A 16,152-nucleotide genomic window follows, 5' to 3' on the forward strand; every position below is an offset into this window, starting at 1 on the left:
GCCCGGAATTGCCGCCATGCCCGATACTCGCTCCATCAAGTACATCGTCGTACCCTACCGCAAAGGCAAGGGCGACACACTCCTGCCCGGCGAGATCCGCCAGGCGTCCAGCGAAGTCGGCGCTATCCGTATCGCGAACGGCATGGCCTCGAGCTTCGCCGGCGTCGCGGCCTACGAGGTACTGGTGGACGAGGAGACCGGTGAGATGGGCTCTCCTCGCATTCTGGTGAAGGAGGGGAGCATCCCTGCCCTCGGCGATTAAGCAGAGAGCCGCGCAGGGCGACGGCAATGGCTGCGCGCACCATTGGCACCCCCTCCATTCTGTCGCCATGAGCCTCGCCAATGCCTTCGCGTTCGCTGGCCCCGCAGCCGGTACGCCCGGTGCGCCCGGTGCGCCCCGCCAGGGCCTGCCTTGTCTTGCGGCCGGTGGGCGCCGCAAGGCGCACGCGGCACAGAAAAGCCACGGCCCCGCACGTCCGGTCGGCTATCATGCCAATCCTCTCCGAAGTGGCTCCTTATGATTTCCGTCCGTAATGTCACGCTGCGTCGCGGCGTCAACGTCGTGCTCGACCGCGCGTCCGTCACTTTCAACCCCGGCGAAAAGATCGGGCTTGTCGGCCGCAATGGCGCCGGCAAGTCGTCATTTTTCGCCCTTCTCAACGGCACGCTGCACGAAGACAGCGGCGAGTTCTCGATTCCCGCCGCATGGAAGATGGGCCAGGTCGCGCAGGATATGCCGGAGACCGAGCAGAGCGCGACCGACTTCGTCGTCGAGGGTGACACCGTGCTGCTGGCCGCGCAGGACGAAGTGGCCGCCGCCGAGGCCAGCGACGACGGCATGCGCATGGCGCACGCCTACATGGCCCTGCACGACGCCGGCGCACACGATGCCCCCGCACGTGCCCAAGCGCTGATCCTGGGCCTTGGCTTCAGTGCTGCGCAGCTTGGTCAGCCGGTCAACAGTTTCTCCGGCGGCTGGCGCATGCGACTGCAGCTGGCGCGCGCGCTCATGTGCCCGTCCGACCTGCTGCTGCTCGACGAGCCGACCAATCACCTGGACCTCGACGCGCTGGTCTGGCTGGAAGCGTGGCTCAAGCGCTATCCAGGAACCCTGGTAGTGATCAGCCACGACCGCGAATTCCTCGACGCGGTGACGCAGGTGACGGTGCACGTCGACAACGCCAAGCTCGTGCGTTATGGCGGCAACTACAGCAAGTTCGAAGAGATGCGCGCTGAGCAGCTCGTGTTGCAGCAGGCCGCGATGGCCAAGCAGGCGGACAAGATCGCCCACCTGCAGAGCTTCATCGACCGTTTCAAGGCCAAGGCCTCGAAGGCGAAGCAGGCGCAGAGCCGGGTCAAGGCGCTCGAACGCATGGAGAAGATCGCACCGGTGCTTGCCGAGGCAGAGTTCAACTTCGAGTTCAAGGAGCCACTCAACGTCCCGAACCCGCTTTTGTCGATGCTGGACGCGAGCTTCGGCTACCCGGCGCCGGCCGGCGCACTGCCGGGCACGCCGCCCACGGTCATCGTGCGGGGCATCAACCGCTCCGTGCTGGCCGGGCAGCGCATCGGCATTCTCGGTGCCAACGGCCAAGGCAAGTCGACGCTGGTGAAGACGGTGGCGCACGCGTTGGCGCCGATATCCGGCGAAATCAGCGAAGGCAAAGGCCTGAACATCGGCTACTTCGCACAGCAGGAGCTCGACGTGCTGCGCCCGCTCGACACGCCGATGGAACACATGATCCGCCTGGCCAAGGACACGCCGGCGCACATGCGCGCCCCCGGCCAGAGCGGCACCGAACAATCCCTTCGCACCTTCCTCGGCACCTTCAGCTTCAGCGGCGACATGGTCCATCAGGCGGTTGGCACGATGAGCGGCGGCGAAAAGGCACGGCTCGTGTTGTGCATGATCGTGTGGCAGCGCCCCAACCTGCTGCTGCTCGACGAGCCGACCAACCACCTCGACCTGGCCACGCGCGAAGCGCTAGCTGTGGCGCTCAACGAATTCGAAGGCACGGTGATGCTGGTCAGTCACGACCGGGCCCTGCTGCGCGCCGTATGCGACGAGTTCTGGCTGGTCACCAAGGGCGGCGTCGAGCCCTTCGACGGCGATCTGGACGATTACCAGCAGTTCCTGATCGACGAAGCCCGTCGCATGCGCGAGCAGGCTGCCGCAGAGCAGAAGGTCGTCGCCTGAGATACCTGCTGGCGCGGGCGCCCGTCCCGCAGTTCGTGCAGCAGGCTAGATACCCTCCGCGTTCCCCCACACCGCCCACGTTACGTAACGCGTAACACCGCCGCGCCATCCCCTGCGCGGCGGCGCGCGGTACCCACCCCCTTCCCAGCTCCAGGCAAGTCGCCCGCAATCCCTTATCTGGCGCGGCTTCCAGCCTGATCGCATCGGCCTCGCGCCGCCGCCACGCCGCGTCGGCAAGTGCCATCAGCCAGATGGCACGGCGATTGCGCTAGTCCTTGTCATTCACGCGCGACGGGCCACGACGAATGAGAGAGCAAATGACATCAGTTTTCAGCAGCGAGGAGTTGGACGCGTATTTCTCTTCGTACGCCGGCATGGAGGGGGGAAACATCGGCGCGGCTGTCTGGATATGCGATAAGGAGCCGCACCTGCTTGCGTCTTCGCCGGGTGCCTCGCTGGCGCCCGTGCATGAGCCGCCCGCCTGGGACAGCGCATTTCGCGAGCGCCACCGGCATGACATGCCGCGCTGGCAAACGCACCAGCGCCTCGCCCGCATCATGGCCGCGACGCGCACGGCAACGCTGCGTGAAACCATGCCGGGGCTGGACTGGCGCGGCTACTTCGACCAGTACCTCTACGCGCCGCTCGGCTGGGAGTTCAAGATCAATCTCTACCCTCTGCCCAAGCCGCAGCAGATGGACCTGTCGCAGATCGAGACCTTTCGCCGCAACCCGTGCCTTAGCCCGAACTGGCGCTATGTGGAATTCTGCCGCCAGGGTGGGCGCTTCCGCTTTATCGCGGAGCAGCGCCGGCGCATGCGTCCCAAGGTGATTCTCTGCACAGGGCAGGCCGAAGAAGAGGAGTTCCTGCTGGCGTTCGGCTTCCAGGGCGTGGCCTGCTCGGAGCATCACCTGCAGCCGGCGGACCTGGTCAAGACGCTGCGCGTGTACTCGCACGAGGGCACCCACCTGGTCATCTGCCCGAAGGTGGGCGGGCCGACCGGCATCAACTCGGACACGCTGCTCGATGCGATGGGCGCCTTCCTGTCGGTCTGGCTCGACGCATCGGATTTTCCGGACGTGCGCGCGCAAGCCATGCGCGCGGAGCCGCCCGCCGGCACCGCGCACCTGGCCTGGCGCGCGATGACGCACAGCCAGGCTGGTTCCGCCAGCGCGTCTGCCGTATGACCCAAGCGCCGCGGCCACTGCCGCGGCACTCGCCTGCCCGCATCGTCAAACGCATGTTTGACTGACTGCGCCATGCCCTGGCGCTGCCGCCTGGCAGCCGCCAGCGGCATATCACCCCTCCTCCTGCCTTGCCGGCGCAAGCTCGCGGAACGTCCCGTTTTAGCGGGACGTTGACATCCGCTTGCCCTCCAATCCCCTCCATAGGCTTACGGCATTCGATTGATTGAATCCGCCGCGCCGAAGCACCAGACTGGTAACACGACAAATACAAGACCGGCCCGCCGCTCCAATTGGCTGCCGGGACCGATGACGAAGCGGCCGCGCAGCACGCGGTACGCGTTCGCACTTGCCACGCAACCGGGGAACATCATGCACATCGCCGCCACCTAGGGCCGCCGGCGCCACGCCGGACTCGCGCAGGATGGCTGCGCCCGCACGCCGATTCGCGTCGCGTCCAGCCAGCTCCCAGCCAAGACAATCGACAAGGAAGCGGCCATGGATGCTTATCCAGTTCCTGGCGCGGCGAGGTATCGCCTTTTTCCGCGCAAGCTCCTGATGGTGTTTGCGCTAGGCGCATCCTTGTGGGCCGTCACCGCCCGCGCGGATGACAGCACGCCGCCCGACACCCCGGCAGATCCGGCGCAGGCTATGCCGGCGCCCGCCTTCAGCCCCCAGGTCTGGCTGAACGCCGGATTTTTTTCTTACCACTTCAATCACACGGCGCACTACAACGCGGCCAACTGGGGCATCGGCGCCGATGTCCGCATCACCGAGGATGTCACCTTGTCGGCCGGCGAGTACCGCAACAGCATGCGCCATCACTCCACCTACGCGAGCGTCACCTGGCAGCCTCTGCATCTTGGCCCGGTGCGGATCGGCGCCACGGCGGGCGCGGTGCGCGGGTATCCGGATGTCAATAACGGCGGCTGGTCGCCGATGGCGGCGCCCGTCATCAGCATCGAGTATGGGCGCGTGGGTGCGAACCTGATCTACGTGCCGACGATGCGGGGCAAGGTGGATGGCTGCATCTCGCTGCAGCTCAAGATCCGGGTCTGGTAGGCGAATTCCGTGGTGGGAAGGTGCAGGGGAAGGTGCGGGGGAAGGTAAGAGGGAAGGCGAGAAAAAAAGGCGCCGCATGCGAGAGCATGCAGCGCCACGGAAGGAGGGCCAAGGGATTAGGCCCTCTCGGGAAAACCACTCCCGGGGAGAGAGCGGTAAGTGGCTACTGTAGCGAGCGCAGCCGCATCAACCTACCAGCCACTTCCCAATGCATGTGGAGAAATTTCCGCAAACACTTCCGTTCCCGCTTATGGCTTGAACGTATCGCCCAGCACCACGCCTTCACGACGCGGATCGGCCCCGCCGACCAGCGCCGTCGACCCGCCCACAGTGGTACGGATGATGGCGCTCAAGCCGCTCGACTGGGCCGTCACGTTGACCACGTGACCGAGCCCGCGCAGGCCCTTGACCAGGGGATCGTTGTCGCCGGCCAGGCCGCCGGCCGGCTTGGTGGCATCCACGTTGGGATGCTCGCCGCCGACCATCATGCCGCTGGTGGCGCTGTTTGAGCCACCGAAGTCGATCATCGACACGGCCTGCTGCGCGTCCATCTTCCAGTCCAGCACGCCCACCAGGGTCTTGGCTACGTACTGGATGATGCTGGCGCCGCCCGGCGAACCGGTGGTCATGTAGAAGTCGCCGCGCGAGCCGTCGGCATTGCGCTTGAACACCAGCGTGGGCGCCATCGAGCTGCGCGGGCGCTTGCCCGGCTGCACGCGGTTGGCGATCGGCACGCCACCGGCATCGGCGGGTGCCGCATTGAAGTCGGTCAGCTGGTTGTTGAGCAGGAAGCCGTTGGTGAAGTGATACGAGCCGAGGCCCGCCTCGATGGTGGTGGTCATCGAGACGACGTTGCCATACTTGTCGGTCAGCGACAGGTGCGTGGTGCCGTGCTCGTTGATGACCGACGGGGCCAGCGGCACGGCGCCGAGGTCGCCCGCGGCGACCGGCAGCGTCATGGAGCCCACCGTGCTGATCAGGTCCGCCCGCTTGCGCAGGTAAGGCTTGTTCAGCATGCTTTCCCAGCTGCCGCCCGGCAGGCCGATGAAGTCGGTATCCGCCACATACTTGTTGCGGTCGGCATACGCCAGGTTGCCTGCCTCGGCCATCAGGTGGACGCCGAGCACGTTCGGGCGGCCGCCGTTCTTGTCCATGTTCGACGGCGCATAGCGCGACATCTCGTAGTTCTCGACGATACCCATGATCTGCGCCACCGCGATGCCGCCTGAGGACGGCGGCGGCATGCCGCAGATCTCGTACTCGCGATAAGTCGTGCAAACCGCCGTGCGCTTCTTGGCGACGTAGCTCTCCAGGTCGGCCAGCGTGGTCAGTCCCGGCGTGGCGGTGCCGCCATAAGTATTCTGGATCTTGGCGACGATAGCCCGGGCAATCGGGCCGTTCTTGTAGAACGCATCCGCGCCGCCGCTGGCGACCGAGGTGAACACATTGGCCAGCGCCGGGTTCTTGATGATGGTGTTGACCGCGCGCGGGGTGCCGTCGGCATTGAGGAAATATCCGGCCATCTCGGCGTCGCGCTTGATGCTGGGGGCCGTCACCGGATTGCTGAGCGCCGAGGCGATCGCGGCAGCCATGCGGGGCGGAATCGCGAAACCATCGGTCGCCAGCTTGATGGCGGGAGAGAACAAGTCCTTCCAGGCCAGCTTGCCGTGCTCGCCGTGCGCCAGCTCCAGCACGCGCAACGTGCCGGGCGTGCCGATGGAGCGCCCGCTGTGCGTCGCGTTAGGTGCCGGCGTAGTCTGGTCGGCGGCGGACTTCCATTGGATATAGTTGCCGTCGGCGGCGGCCGGCGCCATCTCGCGCCCGTCGTAGGCGGTGACCTGCCTGGTGGCCGCGTCGTAGTACATGATGAAGGAGCCACCGCCGATGCCGGAGGATTGCGGCTCGACCAGGTTCAGCACCATCTGCGCCGCTACCGCGGCGTCCACCGCCGTGCCGCCGTTCTTCAGCACGTCGCAGGCGGCCTTGGTCGAGACCGGGTTGTTGGTCACCGCCATATAGGTCTTGGCGTAGACCGTACTCTTGGGCGCATAGCCGGTGGCGATCTCCGGCGCATTAGGGTCGCCCGGCAGCACCACGGCTTCGCCACCGGTGGTGCCGTTCAGTTCGCAGCCCGCAACCACCGTCGGGGTAGTCGAAGCCGGGGTGGTGGCAACGGGATCGTCGCCGCCGCAGGCACCCAGGGTCAGCGCCAGGGAGGCGAGCGCGATAGCGCTGAGCCGGGTCGGCGTGAAGCGGGTGCCGGCCGGATCCATAGGCGGAGTTACCGCTTCGTGAGCAGTTTGTGGCATGTTCTTCCTGTCTTATGTTGAGGTTTCAGAAAATCGACGCTTCCCTCGTCGATCGCCGCAACCGCTGCTGATGGGGGAGCGGTTGTGACGAAGGATCAACATAGACCTGCCATTTGCGATTCTGAATAGCTACATGTCTGTATTTACAGACATGTGAACGCGGTTCATACTTGAGAGTGCTGCAAGATGCCCACCATGCTATCGACGGCATGGACGCCTTTGCGCTGCCCGTCGAGGCGAACGGGATTTCCTTGTTCGCGGCCTGGCGTGCGCGCAACCATGCCGATCCGGCAATCCCCTGGCTCCCCTGGCCCGGGAGAAAATAGCCGCCGTGGCCGATGCGGCCGTTACGGATTGAAGCGCGGCTCAGGCGGCCAGCACTTCGGCCTCAAGCATGCTGCTGATGGCGGCTTCCAGGGTAACAAGGGCTGCTGTCTTGGGCAGGCAACAGCAGATGCCGTAGCCCATCTCCGGCGGCGGCATGTGCAGCCACATATTGTCCGACAGCAGCAGCACCCGCTGGGCGGGCAGCATGCTCCGCAGCTTGCGCAGCAGGCGCCAGCCGCTGGTCACGTCCTGCGGCATGCCAAACACCAGCAAGCCGGCCTCGCGAATCGTCGTCCCGTGCATCGAGAGATCATCGGGATCCACGCCATCCACCTGCTCCACGCCGGGCATGCTCTCCAGCATGCGGGCCAGGCCGAGGCGCAGCAGCGCGCATTCGTCGATCACCACTGCCCTGAGCGGCGCCGCGCCGTGCGACGCCAGCGGCAGCCTGGCAATCTGCCGCGCCGACATGGCCGATGACACGCCCGGCGCGACGCCTCGCGAGGTGATGCTGTCTACGCCTGCCCGGCTGGTGAGTGCCATGTCCATGATTCCTCCTTTTGCCTTTTTCTGGAACGGCGCCAGCGGGGACGCCTGACAGGGTACGGTGCAAGGCACGTGCCAGCCGCCAACGCGGGCTCGCGCGCACAGCGGGGCAGGCCGCTCGGCCTTACGGCGCAAGGGATTGCCGCCTGCGCGGGACGCGGGCGGCGCGGCCCGGGCGGGGCCGGGGCGTGTTACGCGTCACGTAACGTGTTCCGCATGTTGTTCCGCGCAGCACAAGCAAAACCGCCGCGCAGAAGCGCGGCGGCCGGCATGCGACGGCAAGCGTGGGGACTCAGACCAGCGCGATGCGGTCCTCCACCAGCCGGACGTGGCCGCCCGGCTTGTCCTCCATAATCTTCATCGACTTCTGCCCGATGTGCAGGCTGCACCCCCCGTGGATGCGCCGGCTCACCTCGATCACCGCCTCGGGAGACGGCCGCAGCTGCTCGGCAAGCTTGGCCAGCCTGGCGTCGAGCGCAATCGAGTCGCGGGTGAGCTTGAGCAGCGTGGCGCGCGCCTTCTCGCGCATGTCGCCCACCGCTTTCTCGGGATGCTTGGCGAAGAAGCTGACCAGTTGCTGCACCTTGGCCTGCTCCGCCTCCAGCTGGCGGCGCTGGGCCTCGAGCTCGGCCTTCTCGGCTTCGGCGTAGGGATTGGTACCTACCTGCACGATGGTGGCGGTGCCCGCGGAGGCGCCAAGGGTGGCGGTGCGCACCGCCAGTTGCGCACGGCAGCGCCCGCCGGTGATGTTGCCTTGGCCACCCTTGGGACTGCCCGCAATGATGCTGCGCCCGGCGCAGACGTCGCTCTGGCGGATGCCGCTTTCCACCTTGACCTCGGTGCCGGCCTCGACCACCGCGCTTTCGATGAAGCGCGCATGCAGCGAACCCTTGCAGGTCACCCGCGCCAGCGCGACGCCCTCGGCGCCCTGTGGTGTGCCTTGATGCGCGCCTTGATGCGTGCCCTCGGCCTTGCCGATGATGCCGCCCTTCACCACCACATTGCCGCCCGCCTCCACATGGGCAGCCTCGATGGTACCGGTGACGATCACGTCGCCAGTCACGCGCACGGTCATGCCGGTCCTGATATCCCCGTTGACGCGCAGCGTGCCGTCGAAGGTGACGTTGCCTGAATGCATGTCTACCGCCTCCACATCGACCACCGGGCTCACCGATGCGCCCTGTGCCGACAAGGACGGAGAGCCGGAGATCGCCGCCACCAGTACCTCCGGATCAGCGGGATCCTGCGCCACGCCGGTCAGGCCGTCCGCGAATGGCGGATCGGCAGCCGGCACGGCGGGCACGACCTTGCCGAAGACATCGATGCCATCGCTGCCCTGGCGGGCCGGGATGCGACGCATCAGCGGCGCGCCGGGATTCACCAGCAACAGCGTGCCCAGGTCGCGCAGGTCGATGCGGCCGCTTTCGTCCTCGGCCACCAGCGGCTTTGGGGCGGCCAGCAGGCTCTCGAAGCACGCCGGCGTGCCAGGCAGCGGTGCACTTCCCGTGGCAATCTCGAGCCCGTCGCAATGGCCCGCCTCGACCGCGCCACGCAGGGCCGCGCTGTCCGGCTCGGCTTTGATGCCGCGCTCGGCCAGCGCGGCACGGATCTCGTCGCGTGACACCTCGCGCCCGCCTTGCGGCGGCAGCAGGTTGAGCCGCACGCTCAGGTTATCGCTGCTGACGCTGAGATCGAAGTAGCCGTCGGTCAGCTCGCCGATCAGCGCCTCCACGGGCGTCCCCTCGGTGGCGCGCTGGCATTGCGCGAGAAAGGTGCCGATTGCGGCGGTGTCCAGTTTCGCCTGCGCCCAGCCGCCCCTGGCCAGCGCCTCTTGCAGCGCGGCGCGGTCCGGCGCCATGCGGCCCGGCATGGCGGCATACGCCGCGCGCAGCTGCCGCGCGCCGTCGTCCAGGCTAACCCGTAAGCCGCCGGCCTCTGTGTCTTGTCCCCGGTTTTCCATTCGGTAGTTCCATTGATGGATCATGTCCGGACGGCTCCGCCCCGTCCTCGGGGTCGTCCGCAATCCCGGCCTCGGCAGTGCCGTGCCGCCGCTGCGCCATGGCGCGGCCGCCCGGTGCCCGTGGCCTGCCAGGCAGGCCTTTGAAGCCGGGGATGTCATTGATGCGCCGCGGGATCTTGGTCCCTTCCGACGCACACAACACCATCGGCCGTTTCGCCGAAAACTTGAGCCGCGGCGCAGCCCGCACCCCACCGCCCGAGGCGAAAAATGTACACTTCTGCGCATCGACGGAACGCCGTGCCGCAATGCCAGGGGATCACAGATGATTGTGCGAGACCGCCCATCGGGACTGAGGTTGTTCCTGGTCCTGCGAGGCTCGATCCTGTCGCGCATCTGGCGCGTGCTGCTGGTGAACTTGCTGGTAGCGGTTGCCGTCACGATCAGCCACGGCGCGTTCTTCCAGCACAAGGTCACGCTCACGGCCATCCCCTTCACGCTGATCGGCCTGCCGCTGGCCATCTTCCTGGGCTTTCGCAATACCGCCGCCTACGATCGCTTCTGGGAAGGGCGCAAGCTGTGGGGAGAGCTGGTGGTGCGCAGCCAGAACCTGGCACGGCAATGCCTCAGCCTGATCGCGGACAACGTGCCGGACAGCGCCGGCCATAAGCCAGCGGGCCTGAGCGACGCGCGCGTGCGCATGATCTCCCGCACCATTGCCTACGCTTATGCGCTGCGCAACCGTTTGCGCGGCGCCAGTGCCGCCACCGACGTGGACCCGGGCTGGCTGCGCCCGGCGGAGCTAGCCGACCTGCAGCGCTGCACCAATGCGCCCGCCTTGCTGATGATGCGCATGGGCCAAGACCTGGGCCAGTGCGTGCGGCAGCACCGCGTCGAGCCCTGCCTCGCCGCCGGCATCGACGACACCTTGTCGGCCATGATGGCCACGGCGGTGGCGTGCGACCGCATCCACAACACGCCCATCCCGTTCTCGTACACGCTGCTGCTGCACCGTACCGCCTACCTGTACTGTTTCCTGCTGCCGTTCGGGCTGGTGGATACCATCGGCTTCGTCACGCCCGTGGTGGTGGCCATCGTGGCCTACACCTTCTTCGGCCTGGATGCGCTGGGCGATGAGCTGGAAGAACCGTTCGGCACCAGCGCCAACGACCTGCCGCTCGATGCGCTCTGCCGCACCATCGAGATCGGCATGAAGGAAGCGCTAGGCGAGACCGCGCTGCCGCCGCCGCTCGTACCCGTGGATTACTGCCTGCTTTAGAGACCTTTAGAGACCTGTTCAGGGGGCCCGGCAAGGCGGCGCCGGCATGCGCCGGTTGCGCCACTCGCCCCGGGCAAGCGCGACTTTCGGTAAACTGCCGCTGTACCGGCGCAGCGTCGTCCGGCTTTGGCGCACGCCTCACCGCTTTTCCCCAGGTTCCAGACATCCCAGATGGCCCAGAAGTCCCCGGCGTCCAAGACGCCCGCCGCACCGGCGCCCAGCCCCCACGAAATCCGTCCCGGCCAGTCCATCGAGCTGCTCAAGGCGCTGCATATCCTCACGCGCGACGGCAAGATGAACCAGGACAGCCGCCGCAAGCTCAAGCAGGTCTACCACCTGTTCCAGTTCATCGAGCCGCTGCTGCAGGACCTCAAGCAGGATCACCCGGACGTGACGCTGGTCGACCACGGCGCCGGCAAGTCCTACCTCGGCTTCATCCTGTATGACCTGTTCTTCAAGGCGCAGCTTGACCAGTCGCACATCTACGGCATCGAGACGCGCGAAGAGCTGGTGCGCAGCTCGCAGGAGCTCGCCAGCCGGCTGGGCTTCAAGGGCATGTCGTTCCTGAACCTGTCGGTAGCCGATTCGATCACGTCCGACCAGCTTCCGCCCACCATCGACATCGTCACCGCGCTGCACGCCTGCAACACAGCCACGGACGATGCGATCCGTTTCGCGCTGGAAAAGCACGCCAAATACATCGTGGTAGTGCCGTGCTGCCAGGCCGAGGTGGCCGGCGTGCTGCGCAAGAACAAGGGCAAGCTGCTGGCCGGCAATCCGCTGACCGAAATCTGGCGCCACCCGCTGCATACGCGCGAGTTCGGCAGCCAGGTGACCAACGTGCTGCGTTGCCTGCAACTGGAGGCGCATGGCTACCAGGTCAGCGTGACCGAGCTGGTGGGCTGGGAGCACTCGATGAAGAACGAGCTCATCATCGCGCAGTACAAGGACCTGCCGCGCCGCCGCCCGGCCGAGCGGCTGAACGAAGTGCTGCGCACGCTGGGACTGGAAGAGATGGAAGCGCGCTTCTATACGCAGGAGCCGGCTGCTGCCGGCTGAGGCTGACTCGCGCCAGGCCAATGGCGCGCTGCTGTCCGCAAGCTGAAACGCGCCGCTTCGACGGCGCGTTTTTTATGTCCCGCCGGCCTCGGTCATCAGCTTGCGCCAGCCGTCGTGGCCGAGCCGGCGCATGGTTTCCTGGTTGCGCTCGTAGATATCCGACGCATCGGGAAACGCCGCCACGGCTCGCGCGATGCTGTCCTCGCGCAGCAGGTGCAGGATGGGGTAAGGCGCGCGGTTGGTGTAATTCTCGATGTCGTCCGGCTCGCTGCCGCCGAACGCGTAGTGCGGATGGAAGCTGGCGATCTGCAGGATGCCCGCCAGGCGCAGGCTCTTGAGCAAGCGCTCGGCGAAATAGAGGAGATCGTTGTAGTCGAGAAACTCGGCCAGCGCCTGTGGCACGATCAGCAGGGTCGTGTCGATCTCGGCAGGGTCGGCATCGGCGAGCGTGCGCAACTCGGTTTCGAGATCGGCGAGCACGCCCTCGGTATCGGTGGCATCGCTCACCGTGTAGCGGATCTGCCGCTTCACGTGCACGGCCTTGGCGAAGGGGCACAGGTTAAGGCCGATCACCGCGCGTTCCAGCCATTGCTGGGTGGCGTCTACGATGAATTGGCTGGATGGCGAAGCGATGGGCATGGCAATGAGTGACGCAGGGAACGGCGCTAAACCGCTATTTTAGCCTCCCGCCCAGGCAGGCCAAAGGCGCTCAGCGCCGCGGCCCGTAGATCTGCCTGGCCAGCGCGTCCGCCTGGCGCATGGCCGCATCGCGCTCGGTCGTGCTCAGCTTTGCGCAGACGTACTCCAGGTTGGCGGTGTCCAGGTCAGTGACATGGCGCTCGCCGGACAGCACGATCACCTTGCGCCACATGCAGGCCTTGACGCGGTCACGCTCCAGCCCGAGGCACCCGGACTGCAGGCAATACGAGAGGTTGCGCTGGGACAGGAAATCGCCTTTCATTGCCTTTTCCTGCAATCCCTGCGCGGTTTCCTGCGCGAGCGCCGGGTGCACGCCGGCGACAAGACCTGGCAAGCCCAGCAAGACCAGCACGAAGGCCCGCGCGGCGGGAAGAGGCAACGACAAGCGGGACCGCATGGGCATGGTCATGGACATGGGAGGCGCGGGAGACCCGTGGCACAAGGGAAGGGGCGATATTAGCAGTTGCCCCTGGCCTATATAATCCGATCCGCCGCACCCTGCCTTGCGCCCCATTGCGCGATCGACCGCCTTGCCCCGGATCCAACCCATGTCTGCACCCACCGCCTCCCTCCCCGCTGCCAGCGTCGCCGTGATCGGCGGCGGCCCCGCAGGCCTGATGGCGGCGCAGGTGCTGGCCGCGCGCGGACTTCGCGTGGAGGTGTATGACGCCATGCCCTCGGTCGGCCGGAAGTTCCTGATGGCCGGGCGCGGCGGCATGAACCTCACGCATTCCGAAGCGGCGCAGCCCTTCCTCGGGCGCTATGGCAAGCGCAGCGCGCAAATCGCGCCGCTGCTGGCCGGCTTCGATCCGCAAGCGCTGCGCGGCTGGGTGCACAGCCTCGGCATCGAGACCTTCGTCGGCAGCTCGGGCCGCGTCTTCCCCACCGACATGAAAGCCGCGCCGATGCTGCGCGCGTGGCTGCACCGCCTGCGCGAGGCCGGCGTGCAGTTCCATATGCGCCATCGCTGGCTGGGCTGGGACGATGCATCGGGCCAGCTGCGCTTTGCCACGCCGGATGGCGAGCGGCTGGTCCGGCCCGATGCCACGGTGCTGGCGCTTGGCGGCGGCAGCTGGGCACGCCTGGGTTCCGACGGCGCATGGGTACCGCTGCTGGCCGCGCGCGGCGTGGACATCGCCCCTTTGCGCCCCGCCAACTGCGGCTTCGACGTAGCCTGGAGCGAACACTTCCGCACGCGTTTTGCCGGCCACCCGCTGAAGGCCGTGGCCATCGGGCTGCGCGACCGCGATGGCGTGGAGCACTATCGCCAGGGCGAGTTCGTCATCACGGCCGGCGGCATCGAGGGGAGCCTGGTCTATGCGCTGAGCGCGCCAATGCGCGACCTGCTCGAGGCCACGGGCGAGGCCACGATCCATCTCGACCTTGCGCCAGGCCTGCCGGCCGAACGCGTGGCCGAAGCGGTGCAGCGCCCGCGCGGCGCGCGCTCGCTATCGAGCCACCTGCAGAGCAAGCTGGGCATCACCGGCGTCAAGGCCGGCTTGCTGCGCGAATGCTTGTCGAAGGAAGAATTTGCCGACCCCGCGCGGCTGGCGGCGGCGCTCAAGGCGCTGCCCGTGCGCCTGCTGCGCGCGCGCCCGATCGATGAAGTGATCAGCAGCGCGGGCGGCGTCGCGTTCGAGGCGATGGACGCGCAATTGATGCTGCGCGCCGTGCCGGGCGTGTTCTGCGCCGGCGAGATGCTGGACTGGGAAGCGCCCACCGGCGGCTACCTGCTGACCGCCTGCTTTGCCAGCGGGCGCGCGGCCGGGCTGGGCGCCTCGGCCTGGCTGGAAGCGCCCCGGGCTGCCGGGCGCTAAGCCAGCCTGGGCTTGCTCAGGCCGCCTTGCCGTTGACGATGCTCAAGGCCACGGCCTCGGCCACTTCGATGCCATCGATGGCCGCGGAGTAAATGCCGCCCGCATAGCCGGCGCCTTCGCCAGCCGGGTACAGCCCTTCCACGTTCATGCTCTGGTAGTTGTCCTTGCGGCGGATGCGCAGCGGCGACGACGTGCGCGTTTCCACGCCGGTCAGCACCGCGTCATGCATGGCAAAGCCGGCGATCTTCTTGTCCAGTTCCGGCAGCGCTTCGCGGATGGCTTCGATGATGTAGTCGGGCAGCGCGGTGGACAGGTCCGTCGGCGTGACACCCGGCTTGTAGGAGGGCTCGACCGCGCCCATCGCCGTGGACGGCCGGCGCGCGATGAAGTCGCCCACCAACTGCGCCGGCGCATTGTAGTTGCGCCCGCCAAGTTCGAAGGCGCGCTCTTCCCAGTGGCGCTGGAAGGCGATGCCGGCCAGCGGGCCGCCGGGGAAGTCCTCCGGCGTGATGCCCACCACGATGCCGGCATTGGCATTGCGCTCGGCGCGGACGTACTGGCTCATGCCGTTGGTCACCACGCGGCCCGGCTCCGAGGCCGCGGCCACCACCGTGCCGCCCGGGCACATGCAGAAACTGTAGACCGCGCGGCCGTTGCTGGCGTGGTGCACCACCTTGTAGTCCGCGGCGCCCAGCAGCTTGTTGCCGGCGAACTTGCCAAAGCGGCTGCTGTTGATCATGCCCTGCGGATGCTCGATGCGAAAACCCAGCGAGAACGGCTTGGCCTCCATGAACACGCCGCGCTCATGCAGCATCTCGAAGGTATCGCGCGCGCTGTGGCCCACCGCCAGCACAACGTGGTCGGCCTGCAGGTACTCGCCGTTGGACAGCTTGAGGCCGCGCATCTTGCCGCCCTCGATGTCCAAGTCCTCGACGCGGGTCTCGAAGCGGACCTCGCCGCCCAGCGCGAAAATCTCGGCGCGCATCTTCTCCACCATGCTGACCAGGCGGAAGGTGCCGATGTGCGGGCGCGCGAGGTAGAGGATGTCCTCCGGCGCCCCGGCCTTGACGAACTCGTCGAGCACCTTGCGGCCGTAGTGCTTCGGGTCCTTGATCTGGCTGTAGAGCTTGCCGTCGGAGAACGTGCCCGCCCCGCCCTCGCCGAACTGCACGTTCGACTCGGGGTTCAGCACGCTCTTGCGCCACAGGCCGAAGGTGTCCTTGGTGCGCTCGCGCACTTCCTTGCCGCGCTCCAGGATGATGGGCTTGAAGCCCATCTGCGCCAGGATCAGGCCGGCGAGCAAACCGCACGGGCCCATGCCGATCACCACCGGGCGCAGCGTGGTGCCCGCTGCGGGGGCCTGGGCGACGAAACGGTAGGCCATGTCCGGCGTCACGCTCCAGTTCGGCTTGCCGGCCATGCGCTGGATCGCCGCGGCTTCGTCCTTCACCGCGATATCGAGGATGTAGGTGAGCTTGATATCGGAGCGCTTGCGGGCATCGTGCGCGCGGCGGTACACGGTGAACCCGGCCAGGCCATCGGCCTTGACGCCGAGCTCGGCGAGGCGGGCGAGGACCACGGCCTTGAGATCGCTCTCGGCGTGGTCGAGCGGGAGTTTGACTTCACTTAGACGTAGCATGGGAACCTGGAATTCTGCGGCCGGTGGGTCGGCCCTGGAAGGGGCGCTGACTGCACTCTGGTTGAGCGTCGGGCTGG

General features: G+C 67.1%; 14 protein-coding genes. 7 read left to right on the plus strand and 7 right to left on the minus strand.

The window, feature by feature from the left end; translation table 11 throughout:
- Positions 1-16 precede the first annotated feature (16 nt).
- The 3 genes from AC1RWI_RS18280 (at position 17) to AC1RWI_RS18290 (ending at position 3,384) form a co-directional block, all read left to right on the plus strand.
- Positions 17-262, plus strand: coding sequence for a hypothetical protein (locus tag AC1RWI_RS18280; protein WP_043344625.1), 246 nt, complete (start codon positions 17-19; stop codon positions 260-262).
- A 255-nt stretch (positions 263-517) separates the two neighbouring features.
- Positions 518-2,197, plus strand: a complete 1,680-nt coding sequence (locus AC1RWI_RS18285) for an ABC-F family ATP-binding cassette domain-containing protein (protein ID WP_492867896.1) — start codon at positions 518-520, stop codon at positions 2,195-2,197.
- 317 nt (positions 2,198-2,514) lie between these two features.
- Positions 2,515-3,384, plus strand: coding sequence for a transcriptional regulator (locus AC1RWI_RS18290; protein ID WP_492867897.1), 870 nt, complete (start codon positions 2,515-2,517; stop codon positions 3,382-3,384).
- A 206-nt stretch (positions 3,385-3,590) separates the two neighbouring features.
- Here the strand turns inward: AC1RWI_RS18290 and AC1RWI_RS18295 are convergent, their stop codons facing one another.
- On the minus strand, positions 3,591-3,755 hold the full coding sequence (locus AC1RWI_RS18295; RefSeq protein ID WP_492368633.1) for a hypothetical protein: 165 nt from the start codon (positions 3,753-3,755) through the stop codon (positions 3,591-3,593).
- A gap of 124 nt (positions 3,756-3,879) precedes the next feature.
- Between AC1RWI_RS18295 and AC1RWI_RS18300 the strand changes: the two genes are divergently transcribed.
- Entirely contained in the window at positions 3,880-4,443 is a 564-nt protein-coding gene (locus tag AC1RWI_RS18300; protein ID WP_043344623.1) for a hypothetical protein, read from the plus strand.
- A gap of 248 nt (positions 4,444-4,691) precedes the next feature.
- Here the strand turns inward: AC1RWI_RS18300 and AC1RWI_RS18305 are convergent, their stop codons facing one another.
- The 3 genes from AC1RWI_RS18305 to AC1RWI_RS18315 form a co-directional block, all read right to left on the minus strand.
- Positions 4,692-6,716: a gamma-glutamyltransferase family protein gene (locus AC1RWI_RS18305; RefSeq protein ID WP_052494455.1), complete on the minus strand. Its 2,025-nt coding sequence runs from the start codon at positions 6,714-6,716 to the stop codon at positions 4,692-4,694.
- A gap of 402 nt (positions 6,717-7,118) precedes the next feature.
- A complete protein-coding gene (locus tag AC1RWI_RS18310; protein WP_236701981.1) occupies positions 7,119-7,628 on the minus strand; it encodes a response regulator in 510 nt (169 codons plus the stop codon).
- A 289-nt stretch (positions 7,629-7,917) separates the two neighbouring features.
- Positions 7,918-9,609, minus strand: a complete 1,692-nt coding sequence (locus AC1RWI_RS18315; protein ID WP_492867899.1) for a flagellar assembly protein A — start codon at positions 9,607-9,609, stop codon at positions 7,918-7,920.
- 298 nt (positions 9,610-9,907) lie between these two features.
- Here AC1RWI_RS18315 and AC1RWI_RS18320 point away from each other — a divergent pair, with 298 nt between their 5' ends.
- Positions 9,908-10,861, plus strand: a complete 954-nt coding sequence (locus AC1RWI_RS18320; RefSeq protein ID WP_043344621.1) for a bestrophin family protein — start codon at positions 9,908-9,910, stop codon at positions 10,859-10,861.
- A 171-nt stretch (positions 10,862-11,032) separates the two neighbouring features.
- Positions 11,033-11,920: a class I SAM-dependent methyltransferase gene (locus tag AC1RWI_RS18325; protein ID WP_052494454.1), complete on the plus strand. Its 888-nt coding sequence runs from the start codon at positions 11,033-11,035 to the stop codon at positions 11,918-11,920.
- 72 nt (positions 11,921-11,992) lie between these two features.
- Here the strand turns inward: AC1RWI_RS18325 and AC1RWI_RS18330 are convergent, their stop codons facing one another.
- The gene (locus AC1RWI_RS18330; RefSeq protein ID WP_492867902.1) at positions 11,993-12,559 is read right to left on the minus strand and encodes a DUF1415 domain-containing protein; all 567 of its coding nucleotides are present in this window, start codon (positions 12,557-12,559) and stop codon (positions 11,993-11,995) included.
- A 70-nt stretch (positions 12,560-12,629) separates the two neighbouring features.
- Positions 12,630-13,034, minus strand: a complete 405-nt coding sequence (locus AC1RWI_RS18335; protein WP_492867904.1) for a hypothetical protein — start codon at positions 13,032-13,034, stop codon at positions 12,630-12,632.
- A gap of 133 nt (positions 13,035-13,167) precedes the next feature.
- Between AC1RWI_RS18335 and AC1RWI_RS18340 the strand changes: the two genes are divergently transcribed.
- A complete protein-coding gene (locus AC1RWI_RS18340) occupies positions 13,168-14,436 on the plus strand; it encodes a TIGR03862 family flavoprotein (RefSeq protein ID WP_492867906.1) in 1,269 nt (422 codons plus the stop codon).
- Positions 14,437-14,452: 16 nt separating this feature from the next.
- Here AC1RWI_RS18340 and AC1RWI_RS18345 read toward each other — a convergent pair whose 3' ends face one another.
- Positions 14,453-16,075, minus strand: a complete 1,623-nt coding sequence (locus AC1RWI_RS18345; RefSeq protein ID WP_043344618.1) for an NAD(P)/FAD-dependent oxidoreductase — start codon at positions 16,073-16,075, stop codon at positions 14,453-14,455.
- Between the last annotated feature and the right edge of the window lie 77 nt (positions 16,076-16,152).

The organism is Cupriavidus sp. MPR-AND1C, from assembly GCF_058809705.1.